The 18092-nt window shown below is 70.5% G+C and carries 17 protein-coding genes; 9 read left to right on the top strand and 8 right to left on the bottom strand.

All coding sequences use genetic code 11. The features are described from left to right. Nucleotides 1–18: 18 nt before the first annotated feature. From QTI17_RS31935 to QTI17_RS31905, 7 genes are all read left to right on the top strand, one after another. The gene (locus tag QTI17_RS31935; protein WP_286537922.1) at nt 19–1200 is read left to right on the top strand and encodes an ABC transporter substrate-binding protein; all 1182 of its coding nucleotides are present in this window, start codon (nt 19–21) and stop codon (nt 1198–1200) included. A 31-nt stretch (nt 1201–1231) separates the two neighbouring features. Then, nucleotides 1232–2410 carry an alpha-hydroxy acid oxidase gene (locus QTI17_RS31930; protein WP_286537921.1) on the top strand — a complete coding sequence of 393 codons (1179 nt, stop codon included), beginning with the start codon at nt 1232–1234 and terminating at the stop codon, nt 2408–2410. After that, complete coding sequence (locus tag QTI17_RS31925; protein WP_286537920.1) at nt 2403–3275, top strand: branched-chain amino acid ABC transporter permease; 873 nt, start codon at nt 2403–2405, stop codon at nt 3273–3275. Before QTI17_RS31930 ends, QTI17_RS31925 begins: the two co-directional genes overlap by 8 nt. Continuing rightward, the gene (locus tag QTI17_RS31920; protein ID WP_286537917.1) at nt 3272–4204 is read left to right on the top strand and encodes a branched-chain amino acid ABC transporter permease; all 933 of its coding nucleotides are present in this window, start codon (nt 3272–3274) and stop codon (nt 4202–4204) included. The genes QTI17_RS31925 and QTI17_RS31920 overlap by 4 nt, the downstream gene beginning before the upstream one ends. Nucleotides 4205–4515: 311 nt before the next feature. Next, the gene (locus tag QTI17_RS31915; protein ID WP_286537915.1) at nt 4516–5286 is read left to right on the top strand and encodes an ABC transporter ATP-binding protein; all 771 of its coding nucleotides are present in this window, start codon (nt 4516–4518) and stop codon (nt 5284–5286) included. Then, the gene (locus QTI17_RS31910; RefSeq protein ID WP_286537913.1) at nt 5283–6002 is read left to right on the top strand and encodes an ABC transporter ATP-binding protein; all 720 of its coding nucleotides are present in this window, start codon (nt 5283–5285) and stop codon (nt 6000–6002) included. The genes QTI17_RS31915 and QTI17_RS31910 overlap by 4 nt, the downstream gene beginning before the upstream one ends. A 144-nt stretch (nt 6003–6146) precedes the next feature. Then, the gene (locus QTI17_RS31905; RefSeq protein WP_286537912.1) at nt 6147–7250 is read left to right on the top strand and encodes an enolase C-terminal domain-like protein; all 1104 of its coding nucleotides are present in this window, start codon (nt 6147–6149) and stop codon (nt 7248–7250) included. Here the strand turns inward: QTI17_RS31905 and QTI17_RS31900 are convergent. The 6 genes from QTI17_RS31900 to iaaH are packed head-to-tail and all read right to left on the bottom strand — an operon-like array spanning nt 7237 to nt 14100. Continuing rightward, the gene (locus QTI17_RS31900) at nt 7237–8133 is read right to left on the bottom strand and encodes a LysR family transcriptional regulator (RefSeq protein ID WP_286537911.1); all 897 of its coding nucleotides are present in this window, start codon (nt 8131–8133) and stop codon (nt 7237–7239) included. The genes QTI17_RS31905 and QTI17_RS31900 overlap by 14 nt on opposite strands. Nucleotides 8134–8170: 37 nt before the next feature. After that, complete coding sequence (locus QTI17_RS31895) at nt 8171–8866, bottom strand: ABC transporter ATP-binding protein (RefSeq protein WP_286537909.1); 696 nt, start codon at nt 8864–8866, stop codon at nt 8171–8173. Further along, nucleotides 8863–10662 (bottom strand): branched-chain amino acid ABC transporter ATP-binding protein/permease, encoded by a 1800-nt coding sequence (locus tag QTI17_RS31890; RefSeq protein ID WP_286537908.1) that lies wholly within the window; start codon nt 10660–10662, stop codon nt 8863–8865. The genes QTI17_RS31895 and QTI17_RS31890 overlap by 4 nt, the downstream gene beginning before the upstream one ends. Then, the gene (locus QTI17_RS31885; RefSeq protein ID WP_286537907.1) at nt 10640–11494 is read right to left on the bottom strand and encodes a branched-chain amino acid ABC transporter permease; all 855 of its coding nucleotides are present in this window, start codon (nt 11492–11494) and stop codon (nt 10640–10642) included. The genes QTI17_RS31890 and QTI17_RS31885 overlap by 23 nt, the downstream gene beginning before the upstream one ends. A gap of 7 nt (nt 11495–11501) precedes the next feature. Then, nucleotides 11502–12650 (bottom strand): substrate-binding domain-containing protein, encoded by a 1149-nt coding sequence (locus QTI17_RS31880; protein WP_286537905.1) that lies wholly within the window; start codon nt 12648–12650, stop codon nt 11502–11504. A gap of 43 nt (nt 12651–12693) precedes the next feature. Then, the gene (gene iaaH, locus QTI17_RS31875) at nt 12694–14100 is read right to left on the bottom strand and encodes an indoleacetamide hydrolase (RefSeq protein ID WP_286537904.1); all 1407 of its coding nucleotides are present in this window, start codon (nt 14098–14100) and stop codon (nt 12694–12696) included. A gap of 162 nt (nt 14101–14262) precedes the next feature. Between iaaH and QTI17_RS31870 the strand changes: the two genes are divergently transcribed. Then, nucleotides 14263–15051, top strand: coding sequence for a helix-turn-helix transcriptional regulator (locus QTI17_RS31870; protein WP_286537902.1), 789 nt, complete (start codon nt 14263–14265; stop codon nt 15049–15051). A gap of 17 nt (nt 15052–15068) precedes the next feature. Here QTI17_RS31870 and QTI17_RS31865 read toward each other — a convergent pair whose 3' ends face one another. After that, complete coding sequence (locus QTI17_RS31865; protein WP_286537900.1) at nt 15069–15368, bottom strand: hypothetical protein; 300 nt, start codon at nt 15366–15368, stop codon at nt 15069–15071. A 223-nt stretch (nt 15369–15591) separates the two neighbouring features. Here QTI17_RS31865 and QTI17_RS31860 point away from each other — a divergent pair, with 223 nt between their 5' ends. Continuing rightward, a complete protein-coding gene (locus QTI17_RS31860) occupies nt 15592–17127 on the top strand; it encodes an alpha/beta hydrolase family protein (RefSeq protein ID WP_286537899.1) in 1536 nt (511 codons plus the stop codon). 39 nt (nt 17128–17166) lie between these two features. Here the strand turns inward: QTI17_RS31860 and QTI17_RS31855 are convergent, their stop codons facing one another. Then, nucleotides 17167–18051 carry a LysR family transcriptional regulator gene (locus QTI17_RS31855; RefSeq protein WP_286537897.1) on the bottom strand — a complete coding sequence of 295 codons (885 nt, stop codon included), beginning with the start codon at nt 18049–18051 and terminating at the stop codon, nt 17167–17169. Nucleotides 18052–18092: the final 41 nt, after the last annotated feature.

The following is an 18092-nucleotide window of genomic DNA, read 5'->3' as shown; positions in this document are numbered from 1 at the left end:
AGAACCACAGGAGACAAGATGAACCTCGAAGCCCAACGCACCGCCCGTTTCCGCATCGGCCGCCGCGCCGCCACCGCCTGGCTGGCCGGCGCCGCGCTGCTGCCCTTGGCGAGCGGCGCGCTGGCCGCCGACCCGATCAAGATCGGCGCGGTGGTCTCGGCCACCGGCCCGGCCTCGTTCCTGGGCGATCCGCAGCAGAAGACGCTCGAGATGTACGTGAAGAAGATCAACGACGGCGGCGGCGTGCTCGGCCGCAAGCTCGAACTGGTGCTCTACGACGATGCCAGCGACGCCAACAAGGCCAACGCCTTCACGCGCCGCCTGATCATGCAGGACGAGGTCGACGTCATCCTCGGCGCATCGACCACCGGCTCCACGATGGCGATGGCGCCGCAGGCCGAGGCGGCCAAGGTGCCGCTGGTCTCGCTGGCCGCCGCCTCGGTGATCGTCGAGCCGGTCAAGCCCTACGTGTTCAAGATGCCGCACTCCGACCGCATGGCGGCGCAGAAGGTGCTCGCCGAGATGAAGACGCGCGGCTTCACGCAGTTCGCGCTGCTGTCGGACACTGGCGGCTTCGGCAAGTCGGGCCGCACCGAGACGCTCAAGCTGGCCGAGGCCATGGGCATGAAGGCGGTCGAGGACCAGACCTACGGCGAGAAAGACACCGACATCACGCCGCAGCTGACCAAGATCAAGTCCTCGCCGGCACAGGCGATCCTGGTCTTCGGCACCGGCCAGGCGCCGGCCATCGTCGCGCGCAACTACCAGCAGCTGGCGATGAAGCAGCCGCTCTACACCACCCATGGGCAGGCCTCGACCGAGTTCATCCGGATCGCGGGCAAGTCGTCCGAAGGCATCCGCATGCCTTCGCCCGCGCTGCTGATCGCGTCCGCGCTGCCGGCTGCCGATCCGCAGAAGAAGGTCAGCGTCGACTACGCCAAGGAGTTCGAGACCCAGGCCAAGATGGACGTGTCGACCTTCGGCGGCTATGCGCACGACGCGCTGTTCATGGTGGTGGACGCGGTCAAGCGCGCCGGCGGCACCGACAAGCAGAAGCTGCGCGACGCCATCGAGGCGACCAGCGGCTTCGTCGGTGTGAGCGGCATCTACAAGATGTCGCCGACCGACCACATGGGCCTGGACGTGTCGGCCTTCCGGATGGTGGAAGTCCAGGGAGGCGCGTTCAAGGAAGTTCGTTGAGCCGGCGGCCGCCCCGGCCCCGGAGCAACGCATGAACTTGAACACCCACGACCACCGGCGCCACGCCGCCCGGCGCCTGCCGCGCTTCGTCTTCGACTATGTCGATGGCGGCGCGGAAGACGAACGCTGCCTGCGGCGCAACGGCGACGACCTGGCCGCGCTGCACCTGCTGCCCCAGGTGCTGCGCGACACGCGCAACGCAGACACCTCGGTCACGGTCTTCGGCCAGCGCTGGACCATGCCGGCGGGCATCGCGCCGATCGGCTTCTCCGGCCTGGTACGGCCGCACGGCGACCTGCTGCTGGCGCGTGCGGCGGCGGCCGAAGGCGTTCCCTTCGTGCTGTCGACCGCCTCCAACGACCGGCTCGAAGCGGTGCGCGCGGCCGGGCTCGAACGCAACCCGCAGGCCCAGCAGTGGCTGCAGCTCTACGTGATGTCCGATCGCGCGATCGCCGAGCAGCTGGTGCGGCGCGCCCGCAGCGCCGGCTTCGGCGCGCTGGTGCTGACGGTCGACGTGGCGGTCAGCGGGATGCGCGAACGCGACGTGCGCAACGGCTTCAAGCTGCCGTTCCGGTTCACGCCTTCGACCCTGATCGACCTGGCGCGCCATCCGGCCTGGTCGCTGTCGATGGCGCGGCAGGGCCGCTCGCCCTCCTTCGTGAACCTGAGCGAATCGGAAGGCGGCGGCCAATCGGCGCAGCTGCAGGCCGCGCTGCTTTCGCGCGCGATGGACCGCACGCTGGCCTGGGAACAGATGGACTGGCTGCGCCGTCTGTGGGACGGTCCGCTGCTGCTCAAGGGCGTGCTCCATCCGGCCGATGCCGAGCGCGCGGCGCGCAGCGGCATCGACGGCATCGTGGTGTCGAACCACGGCGGCCGGCAGCTCGACGCGGCGCCCTCCACCATCTCGGTGCTGCCGCGCATCGTCGATGCGGTGGCGGGCCGCATGCCGGTGTTCGTCGACAGCGGCTTCCGCCGCGGCAGCGACGTCATCAAGGCGCTGGCCTGCGGCGCCACCGCGGCCTTCGTCGGACGGGCCGCGGTCTGGGGCGTGGCCAGCGGCGCCGAGGCCGGCTGCCGCAGCGTGCTCGCGACCCTGCGCGATGAGGTCGCGCGCACCCAGATCCTGATCGGCGCCGACAGCACCGCCGACGTCTGCGCCGGCCACCTGGCGGCGCGTTCCATCCTTCCGGGAGGCAGCCTTGTCTGACTTCATGCAGTTCGTCTTCTCGGGGCTGACCACCGGCGCGATCTACGCGCTGGCGGCCCTGGGCTTCTCGCTGATCTACAACGCCAGCGGCGTGATCAACTTCGCCCAGGGCGACTTCCTGATGCTGGGCGGCATGGTCACGGCCGCGCTGCTGGCCCACCAGATGCCGTACGGCCTGGCGATGGTCGGCGGCGTGGCCGCCACGGTCATCGTCGGCCTGCTGCTGTACCGGCTGGCGATCCGGCCGGCCGGCGAAGCCAGCGTGGTGTCGCTGATCATCATCACGATCGGCGCCTCGATCTTCATCCAGGGCGTGGTGCAGATCGTGCTCGGCAAGAACCAGCAGACGCTGCCGCCCTTCAGCGGCGACCGCGCGCTGCAGATCATGGGCGCCTACGTGCTGCCGCAGAGCCTGTGGGTGCTGGGCACGGCCGCCGTGCTGGTGGTGCTGTGCTTCGGCTTCTTCCGCTTCACGATGGTCGGCAAGGCGATGCTGGCGGTGGCGGCCAACGCGCTGGCGGCGCGCGCGGTCGGCATTCCGACGGCACGGGTTCTGCAGCTGTCCTTCGGCCTGTCGGCGCTGCTCGGCGCGGTGGCCGGCGTGGTGGCGGCACCGGTCACCACCACGGTCTACGACATCGGCCTGATGCTCGGCATGAAGGGCTTCGTCGCGGCCACGCTCGGCGGCCTCGGCAGCGGACTCGGCGCGGTGGTCGGCGGCCTGATCGTCGGCCTGCTAGAGGCGCTGGTGGCCGGCTACATCTCGTCGGCCTACAAGGACGCCGTGCCTTTCGTGATGATCGTCGTGATCCTGCTGGTCATGCCGCACGGGCTGTTCGGCGCCAAGACCTCGGACCGCGTATGAAGGCCCTGTTCCGCCCTTCCCTGCTGGCGCTGGCCCTGGTGCTGGCGCTGCTCCCTTTCGCCTTGCCGAACAACTACGTGGTCGACATCGCGGTGCGCATCGCGCTGGCCGCGATCGCGGCCATCGGGCTCAACCTGCTGATGGGCTTCGCCGGCCAGATCAGCATCGGCCACGCGGCCTTCGTCGCCATCGGCGCCTATGTCAGCGGCATCGTCACCGCGCGCTTCGGCTGGCCGCCGCTGGCCGCCATCGGTGGCGCCGCGGTCGGCGCCGCCGTGGTGGCCTGGCTGATCGCCAAGCCCATCCTGCGCCTGAAGGGTCACTCGCTGACCATGGCCACGCTGGGCCTGGGCGTGATCGTCAACATCGTGCTGATCAACGAAGTCGACTGGACCGGCGGGCCCGACGGCATACCGGTGCCGCCGCTGGAGGTGGCCGGCTTCGCCTTCGCCAAGGTGCGGCACTGGTATGCGCTGGCGGCGGTGCTGCTGTGGCTGTCGGTGCTGCTGTCGCTCAACCTGTACCAATCGCCGGCCGGCCGCGCGCTGCGCGGGCTCAACGGCTCCGAGGTCGCGGCCCGCGTGATGGGTGTGGACGTGGCGCGCTTCAAGGTCCGGGCCTTCGTCGCCTCGGCCGTGTTCGCGGCGGCCTCGGGCAGCCTGACGGCGCACTACCTCGGCTTCATCAGTCCCTCGATCGCGGCCTTCACGCATTCGGTGGAACTGGCCACGATGGTGGTGCTCGGCGGCATGGCCTCGACCTTCGGCGCCGTGCTGGGCGCTGCGCTGATGACCGCGCTGCCCCAATTGCTGGGCGGTTTGCACGGTTATGAGATGGTGTTCTTCGGATTGGTGTTGATGCTGACGATGATCTTCCTGCCGAAGGGGCTGGTGCCTTCGATCGCGCTCAAGTTGAGAAGGAAGGGCTGAGATGAAGCTTCTTCGATGCGAGGTGGGGCGGGCTCACGCCGACGGCGTACTCTGCTCCGCGAATGTCCCCCGCCCTTCGGGCTCCTCCTTTATTTCGCTGCGCAGAGCACACCATCGGCGTGAGCCGTCACGGCGGTGGTTCATCTCCGGCCAGCGCCACACGGCGTTTCCCGTGCCGAGGGCACCGGGTGGCCCCCGCAGCGAAGTAAAGGAGGAGGCGAAGCCGGGGGACATGAGCGGAGGGGGCCACCCGGTGCCCTCGGCACGCGCCCCGAACATGACCCCGCACCCGCACCCGAACAAGACCTGACATGCTAGAAGTCAAGAACCTCTCCAAGTCCTTCGGCGGCGTGCACGCGATGCAGGACGTGAGCTTCACGGTGCGCGGCGGCTCGGTGCACTCCGTGATCGGCCCCAACGGCGCCGGCAAGACCACGCTGTTCAACCTGATCAGCGGCGTCTACGAACCCACGCGCGGCGAGATCCTGCTCGACGGCGAAAGCGTCGGCGGCCGTGCGCCCGACGCCTTGGCGCGCCGCGGCATGAGCCGGACCTTCCAGAACCTGCAGGTCTGCATGAACATGACGGCCTGCGAGAACGTCATGCTCGGCGCCCACCTGCACAGCCGCAGTTCGCTGCTGGGCGGCATGCTGGGCGCCACCCGCCGCGCCGACGCGGCGCTGCGCGAGGAGGCGCTGCGGCTGATCGACTATGTCGGCGTCGGACACCATGCGCATGCCCACGCGACCCAGCTCTCATTCGGGCTGCTCAAGCGGCTCGAGATCGCACGGGCGCTCGCCAGCAAGCCGCGCATCCTGCTGCTGGACGAGCCCGCGGCCGGTCTCAACGACACCGAGACCCACGAGATCACCGAGCTCATCCGCAGCATCGCGGCCTCGGGCATCACGGTGCTGCTGGTGGAACACGACATGAAGCTGGTGATGAACATCTCCGACCACATCCTGGTGCTCGACTACGGCCGCAAGCTGGCCGAGGGCAGCGCCGCCGAGGTGCGGGCCAATCCACAGGTGATCGCGGCCTACCTGGGCACCGAGGCAGTGGCCGAGGAGGCTTTGGCATGAGCAGCAGCGAAGGCGCCAACGTGCTGGAGGTGCGCGGCCTGGTTGCCGGCTACGGGCGCATCGAGGCCCTGCACGGCATCGACCTGGCCGTCGGCAAGGGCCAGCTGGTGGCGCTGGTCGGCGCCAACGGCGCCGGCAAGACCACGCTGCTGCGCGCGGTCTCGGGCCTCATCAAGGCCAGCGGCAGCGTCCGCCTGTTCGGCCGCGAGATCGTGCGCGACAGCGCGGACGCGCGCGTGCGGGCAGGGCTGTCGCAGGTGCTCGAGGGCCGGCAGGTCTTCGGCCCGATGTCGGTGCAGGACAACCTGCTGCTGGGCGGCTACACCCGCCCCGAGCGCCGCGACGAAAGGCTAGCCGCCATGTACGCGCTGTTCCCGGTGCTGAAGGAAAAGCGCCTGCTGGCCGCCGGTACGCTGTCGGGCGGCCAGCAGCAGATGCTGGCGATCGCCCGTGCGCTGATGAGCGAACCCAAGGTGCTGCTGCTCGACGAGCCGTCGATGGGCCTGGCGCCGCTGCTGGTGCGCGAGATCTTCGCGGTCATCGCGCGGCTCAAGGCCGAGGGCATCCCGATCCTGCTGGTGGAACAGAATGCGCATGCGGCGCTGTCGGTGGCCGACGTCGGCTACGTGCTGGAGACCGGCCGCATCGCGCTCGGCGGGCCGGCCGGCGAGCTGCTGCGGGACGAGCGGATCAAGGCCGCGTATCTGGGACTGTGAGGAGACATATGAAGACCTTGCGGGACAGACCAAGAAACTGCGCAGCAGTTTTTGCTCTGTCCTCGACTTCCTGAGACCTTGCGGGACAGACCAACAAACTGCGCAGCAGTTTTTGCTCTGTCCTCAACTGACTAGAGGCATGCCATGAACCACCGGACAGACCCCTCGATCCTGATCGCCGCGGTCCACGCCCGCGCCGTCAACGTCCCCCTCGAATACCCGGTCCGCACCAGCGTCGGCGTGATCGCCACCGCGCCGCTGGTGCTGATCGACCTCCACGCCAGCGACGGCAGCGTCGGCCGCGCCTACCTCTTCACCTACACGCCGCTGGCGCTCGAAGCCACCCGGCAGATGGTGACGGCGCTCGGCGAGGTCTTGAAAGGCCAGCCGCTGGCGCCCTTCGACCTCGACCGGCTGCTGGTCCAGCGCCTGCGGCTGCTCGGGCGCACCGGCCTCGCGGGCATGGCCTGCGCCGGCCTCGACATGGCCGCCTGGGACGCGCTGGCCGTGGCGCGCGGCCTGCCGCTGGTCGAACTGCTGGGCGGCCGACGCCGGCCGATCGCGGCCTACGACAGCCACAGCCTGGACGGCGTCGAACTGGGCGTGCAGCGCGCCGAGCGCGCCGTCGCGCAGGGCTTCGGCGCCATCAAGACCAAGGTCGGCTACGCCACGCTGGCCGAAGACCTGCGCGTGGTGCGCGCGCTGCGCCAGGCCATCGGCGACGACACCCAGCTGCTGGTCGACTACAACCAGGGCCTGGCCGGGCCCGAGGCGGTGCGCCGCATCCACGCGCTGGAAGGCGAAGGCATCGGCTGGGTCGAAGAGCCGACCTTGCAGGAAGACTACGCGGGCCACGCGCGCATCCGCGCGCAGGTGCGGCTGCCGATCCAGATGGGCGAGAACTGGTGCGGACCCGACGAGATGGCCAAGGCGCTGGAGGCCGGCGCCTGCGACCTGGTGATGCCCGACGCGATGAAGATCGGCGGCGTGACCGGCTGGCTGCGCGCGGCGACGCTGGCACAGGCCCGTGGCCTGCCGATGTCCAGCCACATCTTCCAGGAAGTCAGCGTGCACCTGCTGGCGGTCACGCCGACCTGCCACCTGCTCGAACGCATGGACCTGGCGGGCCCGGTGCTGGCCGAGCCGCTGGCCTTCGAGAACGGCAGCGCCATCGCGCCGCCGCAGCCGGGCACCGGCATCGCCTGGAACGAAGACGCGGTGAGCCGCTTCGAAGTCAGAGCTTGCTGAGGGTCTGGACGGTCTCGTCGATCAGCCAGCGGTTCGCGGCGCCGTACTCGTGCCGCACATGCCAGTACGCCTGGACCTGGAAGTCGGGCAGTTCGACCGGCAGGGCCAGCGCCTTCAGGCCGCCCTGCGAGACGTAGAGCTCGGCGACCCGCGAAGGCAGCAGCACCAGCAGGTCGCTCTGCGACAGCAGCGGCGGCAGCACCGTGAACTGCGGCACCCGGGCGACGATGTTGCGGTTGACGCCACGCTGGGCCAGCGCCTCGTCGACCAGGAAGTGGCCGGTGCGCGGCGACGACACCATCACGTGCCGCGCCGCGGCGAACTCTTTCAGGCTCATCGTGTCGCCGATGCTTGGATGGGCGGAGGACATCAGGCACACGTAGTGCTCGCGAAAGAGCAGCGCGCTGCGGATCTGCGGCGACAGCGCGGGGATGTGGCCGATCGCAAGGTCGATCCGTCCGGCTGCGAGGTCTTCCCCGACGGATTCGGCGATCTGCATGATGTCGATCTCGATGCGCGGCGCCGACTCCTGGAAGCGGCGCAACAGCGGCGGCACGAAGTACAGCACGCCGATGTCGGACATCGCGAGCCGGAAGCGCCGGGTCGACAGCGCCGGATCGAACAGGCGCTGCTGCTCCAGCGTGCTCTCGACCGTGGCCAGCGCGTCGCGGAAGCGCTCGAACAACTGCTCGGCCAGGCCGGTCGGCACCAGCCCCGCTGCGCCGCGCGAGAACAACCGGTCGGCATAGACCTCGCGCATCTTGGCCAGGCCGTAGCTGATGGTCGGCTGCGTGACGTCGAGCCGCTCGGCCGCCTGCGTGACGCTGCGGGTCTCGTAGATGGCGACGAAGACGCGGATGAGGTTGAGGTCCAGGTGGGTCATGCTTTCTGTGTTCTTTTGCCTGGGACGGCGCGCGGCATCAGACCATCAGATGGGCCTCCAGCGCTGCGCGACCGAATTCCGATGCCGCCCCTTTCAGCAGGCATTCGCCGTGATCGATCGCCATCAGGTCGTCGGCCACCGCGAGCAGGAACTCCAGATTCTGCTCGACGATCACGAACCCGGCGCCTTCGGCCTTGCGGGCCCGCAACAGCGCCGCCATGCGCTCGATGTTCTCGGGCTGGACGCCTTCGGTCGGCTCGTCGAGGAGGCTGAGCGCGGCGCGCAGGCCCATGGTGCGCGTGAAGGACAGCAGCTTGCGCTCGCCGCCGCTCAGCGAGCCGGCTCGCTGCGCCATCCGCTCGCCCAGGCGCGGGAAGGCCTGCAGGCAGGCCGCGTAGCGCTGCGGGTCGCGGTCGTCGAGGTGCAGCCACAGGTTCTCCTGCACGCTGAGGTCGCCGAACACCACGTCCTCCTGCGGCGCGTAGGCCATGCCGCGCGCCAGCCGCTGGTGCGGCGCCACCTGCGAAAGGTCATGCCCGCCGAGCGTCATCGTGCCTTCGCGCAGCGGCAGGAAGCCGGCCAGCGCGCGCATCAGCGTGGTCTTGCCGACGCCGTTGCGCCCGAGCACGCCGAGCACCCGGCCGGGGCCCGCGCTGCCGCTCAGGCCCCGCAGCACCATGGTGTCGCCGTAGCCGCACACCAGTGCTTCGAAGTTCAGCAGCCCGCCGTTCATTTCCGCGCCCCCGCATACACCGCCCGCACCGCCGGATCGCCCTGGATCTCGGCCAGCGTCCCCTGGGCCAGCAGCCGGCCCTGGTGCAGCACGTAGACGTCGCCGCCGATCGCGGCCACGGCGCTGATGTCGTGCTCGATCACCAGCGCGGCCGCGCCCAGCCGGTCGATGACGGTCTTGATGGCATCGATCATGTGGTGGGTCTCGGCGGGAGACAGGCCGGCGCAGGGCTCGTCGAGCAGCACCAGGCGGGGTTGCGGCAGCACGGTCATCACGAACTCCAGCGCCTGGCGGTGGCCCTGCGAGAGGCTGCCCGCACGGGTGGCGAGCTGCTCGCGCAGCGCCGGGAACAGGTCGAGCAGTTCGTCCCGCAGCGGACTGCGCCAGCCCAGCGGCGCCCGCGCCAGCGACGCCGCCGGGCCGAGCCGTCCGGCCCACAGCGCCACGTCCAGGTTCTGGCTCACGCTGAGCTCGGAGAACACCGACGGAATCTGCAGCTTGCGCCCGACGCCGCGCCGCGCCACCCGCCAGGCGGTCGCGCCCGAGATGTCGGCGCCGTCGAGCAGGATGCGCCCCGAACGCAGCGGCAGCCGGCCGGTCATGACATTGAAGGCCGAGGTCTTGCCGGCGCCGTTCGGGCCGATCACGCAGCGCAGACCGGGGCCGTCGAGCGCCAGCGCCAGGCCATCGAGGATCCGGACGCCGCCCTGCGCGGCATGGACCTGCTCGAAGGCCAGCCCGATGCGCGCGTCCGGTGCGTGCCGCGCAGGCGCGTCGGTGGCCGGCACGCCATGCGCCGCGGCGGGCCCGCGCCGCCACAACGGCCGGCCCAGCCCCGCCAGCCCTTCGGGCAGGAAGCGCACCACCACGATGAAGATCGCACCCACCGCGACCTCCCAATAGGCGAAATGGTCACGCAGCTCCGACGAGGCATAGCCGATGAACACGGCGCCCAGCAGCGCCCCGAGCGGGCTGGCCTTGCCGCCGACCGCGGCCCAGATCACGAACTCGGTCGACAGCACGAAGCCCATGGTGAGCGGCGTCACGATGCCCTGGTGCAGCGCGAACAGCGCGCCCGCGGCGGCGGCCAGCAGCGCCGAGAAGCCGAAGGCGAAGGCCTTGATGCGGTCGGTCGCATAACCGAAGAGCTGCAGCCGGTCTTCGTTCTGCGCCACCGCGCTCCACAGCATGCCCAGCGGCCGCCGCAGCACCAGGCCCAGCAAGGCGGTGCTGCCGACCGCGCAGGCGGCGACCACCCAGTAGAAGCTGCTGTAGCGCTCGGTGCCCGGCAGCTCGGGGATGTCGGCCATGCCGTTGAAGCCGCCGGTGACCGCGCTCCATTGCTGCGCCGCCAGGAAGCCCAGCATCGTCATCGCCAGCGTGATGAGCGAGAAGAAGGGGCCGCTGCGATGGCTGCGCGCGAACACCAGCCGCGCCGTGACATAGGCGACGACCGCGGGCAGCAGCAGCGCCAGCGGCAGCGCCAAATACCAGAGCGGCTGCTGCTGCGCCGCCTTCAGCGTGCCGCCCGCCAGGTAGGCGCCGAGGCCGAAGAACAGCGCATGCCCGAGCGGCAGGAAGCCCAGCCGGCCCCAGCACAGCGCCACCCCTTGGGTCGCGATGCCGTAGATCAGGAACAGCGCGATCTGGTAGGCGACGAAGTCGTTGCTGGCGAAGGGCAGCACCACCAGGGCGGCGCCCAGCCACAGCGCTTCGCTGCCCGGCAGGCGCCAGCGCCGGGCCGGCCGGCGCAGGGCCGCGCCGGGAGTGTGTTCAACGGCGTCCAAGGAGTCCATTCGGCTTCAGCCAGAGAAAGAGGATCGAAAGGATCAGCACCACCGCGTAGCCGCTGGTCTGGCCGGCGATGCTGCTGACCAACGACTGGCTGCCGCCGATCACGCCGACGCCGCCGGCAAAGCCGCCCAGCGTGCCGAGGCCGCCGACCACCAGCACGAAGAAGGCGTCGAGCAGGTAGTCGACGCCGATGCCGGGCTCGATGCGCACCAGCGGCGCCAGCAGCACGCCCGCTGCGCCCGCCAGCACCACGCCGATGACGAAGGTCTGCGACGCCAGGCGGCGGGTGTCGATGCCGAGCGCCTGGGCCAGCATCGGGTTGCCGGTCATCGCCCGCACGCGCAGGCCCATGACGCTGCGCCGGTACCAGAAGGCCAGCCCGAGCATCAGCAGGACCGCGAAGGCGATCAGCGCCAGCCGGTAGCCGGGGTACTGCAGGCCGGCCAGCGTGACCGGTGTCGCCAGGCTGCTTTCGACGTTGCGGTAGCCGCGGCCGTAGATCGCCTCGACCAGCTTGCGCAGCACCATCGCCAGGCCCCAGGTCGCCAGCAGGGTGTCGAAAGGCCGGGCATAGAGCGGGCGGATCAGCCAGCGCTCGACCACCCAGCCCAGCAGGCCGCAGACGACGATCGCCAGCGGCATCGCGGTGGCGATCGGCCAGCCCCAGGCCTGCACCGTGACCACCGCATAGGCGCCCAGCATCACGAACTCGCCATGCGCCATGTTCATGACGCCGAGCAGGCCGAACACCACCGCCAGGCCCAGCGTCGTGAGCGCCAGGGTCGAGAGTTCGTAGGCCAGGTTCAGCGCATGCAGCAGCCAGCTGGTGTCCATCTCGGCGCTACACCTTGCAGGTCTGGCCCGACGCGATGCGCGGGAAGGTCTTGACGACCCGGAAGCCCTTGTCGTCGACGTCCGCCAGGTAGATGTCCTGCTCGACGTGCCGCGCATGCATGGTCACGGCGCCGCGCGGGCCGTTGTAGCTTGCGCCCTCGCTGGCCGGGTCCATCTTGGCGACCTCGAGCGACTTGGCCCTGGCGCTGATCGCGTCCAGCATCAGGAAGCCTTCGTACACCGATTCGGCCAGGCCGTTGAGGGCCGGCGCCTGGGCGCCGAACTTCTTGAAGTAGGCCTCCGAGAAAGCCTTGGCCGCCGGGGTCTGGATGTTGGCGAAATAGCCCGCGCTCGAATAGAGGTTGCGCGCGTTCGCCGCGCCGATGCCGGCCAGCGTGTTCTCCTCGATCAGCGTGCCGAGGCGGATCGCCTTGTCCGCCAGGCCGAAGCTCGCGAAGGCCTTGTTGAAGCCGACCGAGGCGCCGCCCACCAGCGACACCAGCACCGCGTCGGCGCCGCTGTCGCGGATCCGGGCCAGGCTCGAATCGAAGTTGTCGACCGTGAACGGCAGGTATTCGTCGCCCACCACCTGGGCGCCGGTCTGGGTGATGTAGCCCTTGGCCGCGGCATTGGTGTTGCGGCCCCAGATGTAGTCGTTGCCGATCATGTACCACTTCTTCGGCTTGCGTTCCGAGGCCAGCCACGGGATCACGGGCGCCAGTTGCTGGGCCGGCGTCTCGCCGTTGACGTAGGTGCCCTTGGCGCATTCGCCGCCCTCGTAGACCGGCGTGTAGAAGTACGGCACCTGGCCCTTGAAGAGCCCCACCAGCGCGCCGCGCACCGCACTGTCGTGCATGCCGATCACCACCTGCGCGCCCGAGCCCTTCCACAGCTTGAGCGCCGCCTGCGAGGCCTCGGCGGGCGGCAGCCCGGCGTCGCCGACCAGCAGGTTGATGTTGCGGCCCAGCACGCCGCCCTTCGCATTCAGGGTCTGCACCGCGAGTTCGGCGCAGGCCTTGGCGGAAGGGCCGAACAGGCCCGCGGGTCCGCTCAGCGGCAGCATCACGGCCACGTTCAGTGCCGACTGCGCGCGCACGCCGGCGCTGCCGAGGGCCGCGGCAGCCGCGGCGCCATGAAGAAAGGTACGACGATCCATGAGAACTCCTCTGTTGTGATCGGGGGTGGTGCCTGCTGCGCCTTCAGCGCAGCCAGGGGGCGGAGGGCTCTATGGGCAGGATGGCCTCGATCGCCGCGGCGACCGCCAGCAGCCGGCGGTCGCTGCCGGCCGGGCCGTCGAGCGCCAGCCCGACCGGCAGGCCCGCAGCCAGCCCCGCCGGCAGCGTGACACCAGGGATGCCGGCGTTGCTGCCCGGGTCGGTGTTGCGGATGAAGGTCGGGAAGGTCGGGCAGCGCTGGCCGTTGAACAGCACCGTCTCGTCGTCGCCGACCGGCGCCGCTGTCAGGGGCGTGGTCGGCAGCAGCAGGGCCTGCACGCCCGAGGCGGCGAAGGCATCGGCATAGAGCGCCTGCAGTTTCACGCGCGCCAGCAGGGCTTCGCGGTAGGCGGCCTCGGGCACCGCGCCGCCGGCCAGCAGGGGCCGCGCGATGGCGGCGACGTCGGGGCTGCCGATACCGTCGACGAGCTGCTGGAGGTCGATGCCGCGGCCGGCCTCGTGCAAATAGCGGCCCATGTCGCGCACGAATTCGAACAGCGCGATCGGGAATCCGGCCGCCCCGTTGAGTTCGGACAGCCCCGGCAGCGCCACCTCGACGAACTGCACGCCGGCCGCGCGCAGGCGCTCGACGGCGGCGTCCGCCACGGCCTGCACGCCGGGCTCGAGCGTCTCCCAGAACGGCGCCCGCGGCAGGCCCAGCCGCAGCCCCGCGAGCGCCACCGGGCCCAGCGGCGCGCCGCCATCGGCCAGCACGCCGTCGAGCAGCGCGCAATCGGCGACGCTGCGGGCGATGGGCCCGGCGGTGTCGCGGGTCGTGGAGATCGGCGCGATCCCCTGCCCCGGCACCCGCCCCACCGTCGGCCGCAGGCCGACCACGCCGCACAGGGCGGCCGGCACGCGCACCGATCCGCCGGTGTCGGTGCCGATCGCGGCCGGCACCAGGCCGGCGGCCACCACCACGCCCGAGCCGCCGCTGCTGCCGCCCGGAATCCGCGACGGGTCCCAGGGATTGCGCGCCGCGCCCGTCACGCTGTTGTTGGTCGTGATGCCGAAGGCCAGCTCGTGCATGCTGGTCTTGCCGGCCACCAGCGCACCGGCTGCGCGCAGGCGGCGCACCACTTCGGCGTCGCGGGCCGGATGCAGGCCGTGCAGGGCGCCGGTGCCGGCGCCGCTGGGCAGCCCGACGGCGTCGATGTTGTCCTTGAGCGCCACCGGCACGCCGAGCAGCGGAAGGTCCTCGCCCGCCGCGATGCGGGCATCGGCGGCCCGGGCCTGGGCCCGCAGCGCCTCGGCGTCGAAGGCGACGTAGCCGTTGAGCGCGGCATGGGCTTCGGTGCGGGCGATCAGGGCGTCGGCGACCGCCACGCTGGTGACGGCGCCCGCCTGGAGTTGGCGCCGCAGTTCGGCGACACCGAGTTGTGTGAGCTTCATGGCCTGTTCCTTGGTCGTGTCGGCGAATGCTAGGAACCGGGGGCCGCCCACGCACCTATCACGATTGATAGGGGGCCTACGGGTCGGCACCGATACCGGTCGGCGCGCAGCGGGCTAGCATGGCCGACCGCCCCTTTGCACGGTCTTTGCTTTACCCACGCCATGTATCTCGCCACGGCACAGACCCGCGCGCTCGGAGACGTCATGCGTCTGCTGGCCGAGGCCACCGACCCCGATGCCCTGCGCGGCGACCTCGCGCTGCCCATGCTCGACCTGCTGCGGGCCGACACCTACGTCTCGATGACCTGGGACAAGGCAGCCCGGCGCTTCGACCGTGCGAAGGCGCTCAACATGTCGCTCGAGAACCTGCGCAGCTGGGACGAGTACTACCGCTTCGTCGATCCGCTCACCTTCCCGATGATGGAGCGCCGCCATCCGACGCTCGCGACCCAGATCCTGTGCCAGAGCGACCTGGCGCGGACCGAGTTCTTCAACGACTTCCTGGCCCGCGACCACATGCACTGGGGCGTCAACGTCTATGTCTTCGCGCATGGCGAATGCACCGGCGACATGCGGATCTGGCGGCGGCGCGAGCGCGGCAACTTCGACAACAACGAGATCGAGGCGCTGCGCCTGGTCGAGCCCGCCTTCGCGGCCGCGCTGGCGCGCTTCCAGTGGGAGGCCGACCCGCTGCTGTCGCCGCAGGCCCGCGAGAGCGTCACCGAGCTGCTGCAGCGGCGCTCGGCCCTGAGCCAGCGCGAAGCCGAAGCCGCCGCGCTGGTGCTCTCGGGCTGCCCCGACAAGCTGATCGCCAAGCGCATGGCGGTCGGGCTGCCGACCGTGCGCTTCCATCTGGCCAACGCCTTCCGCAAGCTGCGGGTCGAGAACCGGACCCAGCTCGCGGCCCGGGCCCAGGCGCTGGTCAACGACCCGTTCGTGGCATCGAACTGAGGCTGCAGGCGGGCCGGCTAGCGCTCGCTCTTGCCGGCCTTCGAGGCCCGTCCGTCCCAGGCAAACGAGACGCCGACCAGCAGCGCCACCCAGACCACACCCGAGAACAGCGCGCCGCCCCAGTGCGTGCCACTGCTGCAGTCGAGCTCGAAGTAGCGCCCCAGCGCGCTGTTGCCGTCGGGAATCAGCATCGCTAGCTTGGCGGGCAGGAAGAAGACGAACTGGAGCCAAGCCATCAAGGTCGACAGCATGGAGCCGCCGGACGCCATCTCCGTCGCCGCCTCCAGCCGCTTGCACTGGTCAATGAATATCGCCACCTGGAGCCTCCGCGCCGACCATGGCGCCACCGGATTCTGACCCGGATGCGCCTGTCGCCAATGTGATAGTGGCCGCGGGTAACTCCGCAGGGCCGTGCCGGCGCGCACCCCTACGCTCCGACCGCCGGTGATGTCGCTCGGTCCAGGTGGAAGGCGCGCCGGCGTTTCGTGTCCCCCCGTGTTTGCCAACAAATCAACCAAGAAATCCCGGAGACAAATCCCCATGCAACCCAGTCGTGTCCAGTTCCTGGCCTTGGCCACCACCTTGAGCCTCGCCGCTTGCGGCGGTGGCGGCAATTCCGTCCCGTTCATCGCGGCGGCGCCCGCGCCGGCCCCGGCGGCCGCGGCGGCTGCCGCTGCACCCGCCCCCGCACCCGCGCCCGTGGCGGAAGAAAAGCGCGAGCAGGACAACCGCAACAGCTTCGTGCCCGCGGACCCGAGCGCGACCACCTTCACGGCGATGGCGGCCGACCCGGCCGACACGGTCGACAACAGCACCACCAGCCGCTGGGCCGGCGTGCTGGGCGGTGCCGCCTACCGGGTCGAAGTGCCCGCCAACTGGAACGGCAAGCTCGTCATGTACGCCCACGGCTACGCCGGCACCGGCAACGCGCTGGGCGTGAACAATCCGTCGATCCGCCGCTACCTGATCCAGAACGGCTACGCCTGGGCCGCATCCAGCTACAGCAAGAACTACTACGACGTGCGGGTCGGCGTCGAGGACACCAACGCGCTGGCGCTGGAGTTCAACAAGATCGCCGCTGCCGCCGGCCGCACGCTGGCGGCGCCCAGCAAGATCTTCATCACGGGCCACTCGATGGGCGGCCACATCACGGCCGCGGCGATCGAGGACGAGGCCTACGCCACCGCCAACCACAAGGTCAAGTACAACGGCGCGGTGCCGATGTGCGGCGTGGTCGGCGACACCGAGCTGTTCGACTACTTCGCCGCGGCGCAGGTCACGGCGCAGGCACTGGCCGGGGTGCCGAAGTATCCGTTCATCAACTGGTCGGACATCTCGGCGCAGGTGACGGGCGCGCTGTTCACCAGCATGGCCACGCCGCTCGGCCTGACGCCGACCGGCGTCAAGTACGCCAAGGTGATCCAGAACCTCACCGGCGGCCCGCGGCCGATATTCGACCTCGGCCTCGCCTACGGCGGCTCGTTCCCGGCCGTGTGGGGCGTGTTCGGCGGCGACGGCACGATCACCGGCATCCTGAACAAGAGCGTGATCGACACCAACCGCTTCACCTACACCGTCGACGGCGATGCGGCGACCTCGAACCAGATCAACGCCTCGGTGCTCAAGCTCACGGCCGTGGCCGACGCCAACCGGCTGCGCACCGACGGCCTGCGCTGGATTCCCAAGGCCAACGGCGATTTCAAGATTCCGGTCGTGACGCTGCACACGCTGGGCGACCTCTACGTGCCCTTCAGCATGGAGCAGATCTACCAGAAGCGCGTCGCCGCCAAGGGCAACGGCAACTGGCTGGTGCAGCGCGCCATCCGCGGCGCCACCCACTGCGACTTCACGGTGGCCGAGCAGGTCGCCGCCTTCGACGCCATGATCAAGTGGGAAGGCGGCGGCCCCAAGCCCGCAGGCGACGATGTGGTCACGCCGGCGACCGTGGCCGCGACGACCTATGGCTGTGCCTTCACGAACAACACCATCACCCCCGACGACGGCGGCCCGACGGCGAGCACCGCCGTCCTGCGCAACCTCATCGTCAACAGCCCCGGCGGCGCCTGCCCTCCCTGATCGACCGAGACGGCGCGGCGGCCCCCGGCGCCGCGCCTGTCAGTCGTGCAGCAACTCCTGCATGAGCGCGCGCACGATCGCCAGCCCCGGCGCCTCCGTGCGCCGGCGCAGCGTGACCAGCCCGAAGCGCGCGCTGCGTTCCATCGGCGGGTTCATCCTGAGTTCGACCAGGTCGGGCGCCGCCGCCCGGATCGCCAGCAGCACCGCATCGGTCTGCCGCGCCACCTCGACCAGGCTGGCGACCTCCTCGCACTGCAAGGTCACGCACTGCGCCGGATGGGCCTCGGGCCCGTAGGTCTCGATCAGGCTGCGCGCCACCTCGTCGCTCAGCGGCGTCGAGGCGATCGGATAGCGCTGCACCGCCTCGAAATCCACGCCGCTGCGCCGGCGCGCCAGCGGATGGCCGCGCCGGCACATGAAGACCCCGCGCATCTCGCGCAGCATGCTGACCTCGAGGTCGGCACCGGGCGCCAGCGAGCGGGCATCGAGCACCAGCGCATCGAGCGTGCGGGCGCGCAAGGCCTGCGCCAGCAGCTCGGTGCCGCCGCGCGCCACCACCACCCGCACCTTCGGATGGTGGGTCGCCATGTGCATCAGCAGCGGCGTCATCAGCATGGCGCCCGGCCCCGAGCCCATGCCGATGCGGATCGCGCCGCCCTGCCCTTCGCGCATCTGGCGGCCGCTGTCGCGCAGCTCGCCGGCCTCGGACACCAGCTGGCGGGCCCGCAGCACCACGTCGCGGCCGAAAGGCGTGAGCTCGCTGCGGCGGCCGATCCGGTCGAACAGCGGCATGCCGAGTTCGTCCTCGAGCGCGCGGATGCTGCGGCTGAAGGCCGGCTGCGTGATGCACATCGCCTGCGCCGACTTGCTGAACGAACCGCTTTCGGCCAGCGCGAGCAGGTGCCTGAGCTGGACCAATGTCATCGGGCGGCTCCGCGGAATGCATGCATTGAAGTAATCATTTG

It is taken from the genome of Variovorax sp. J31P179, from assembly GCF_030316985.1.
Classification (GTDB): Bacteria; Pseudomonadota; Gammaproteobacteria; order Burkholderiales; family Burkholderiaceae_C; genus Variovorax; species Variovorax ginsengisoli_B.
The sequence above is the reverse complement of the archived record's forward strand: the minus strand, read 5'-3'. Positions and strand labels throughout refer to the sequence as shown.

Coding starts and splice junctions, on each gene's coding strand:
- QTI17_RS31935 (WP_286537922.1), top strand. CDS start 19: ATGAACCTCGAAGCCCAACGCACCGCCCGTTTCCGCATCGGCCGCCGC.
- QTI17_RS31930 (WP_286537921.1), top strand. CDS start 1,232: ATGAACTTGAACACCCACGACCACCGGCGCCACGCCGCCCGGCGCCTG.
- QTI17_RS31920 (WP_286537917.1), top strand. CDS start 3,272: ATGAAGGCCCTGTTCCGCCCTTCCCTGCTGGCGCTGGCCCTGGTGCTG.
- QTI17_RS31915 (WP_286537915.1), top strand. CDS start 4,516: ATGCTAGAAGTCAAGAACCTCTCCAAGTCCTTCGGCGGCGTGCACGCG.
- QTI17_RS31910 (WP_286537913.1), top strand. CDS start 5,283: ATGAGCAGCAGCGAAGGCGCCAACGTGCTGGAGGTGCGCGGCCTGGTT.
- QTI17_RS31905 (WP_286537912.1), top strand. CDS start 6,147: ATGAACCACCGGACAGACCCCTCGATCCTGATCGCCGCGGTCCACGCC.
- QTI17_RS31900 (WP_286537911.1), bottom strand. CDS start 8,133: ATGACCCACCTGGACCTCAACCTCATCCGCGTCTTCGTCGCCATCTAC.
- QTI17_RS31895 (WP_286537909.1), bottom strand. CDS start 8,866: ATGAACGGCGGGCTGCTGAACTTCGAAGCACTGGTGTGCGGCTACGGC.
- QTI17_RS31890 (WP_286537908.1), bottom strand. CDS start 10,662: ATGGACTCCTTGGACGCCGTTGAACACACTCCCGGCGCGGCCCTGCGC.
- QTI17_RS31885 (WP_286537907.1), bottom strand. CDS start 11,494: ATGGACACCAGCTGGCTGCTGCATGCGCTGAACCTGGCCTACGAACTC.
- QTI17_RS31880 (WP_286537905.1), bottom strand. CDS start 12,650: ATGGATCGTCGTACCTTTCTTCATGGCGCCGCGGCTGCCGCGGCCCTC.
- iaaH (WP_286537904.1), bottom strand. CDS start 14,100: ATGAAGCTCACACAACTCGGTGTCGCCGAACTGCGGCGCCAACTCCAG.
- QTI17_RS31870 (WP_286537902.1), top strand. CDS start 14,263: ATGTATCTCGCCACGGCACAGACCCGCGCGCTCGGAGACGTCATGCGT.
- QTI17_RS31860 (WP_286537899.1), top strand. CDS start 15,592: ATGCAACCCAGTCGTGTCCAGTTCCTGGCCTTGGCCACCACCTTGAGC.
- QTI17_RS31855 (WP_286537897.1), bottom strand. CDS start 18,051: ATGACATTGGTCCAGCTCAGGCACCTGCTCGCGCTGGCCGAAAGCGGT.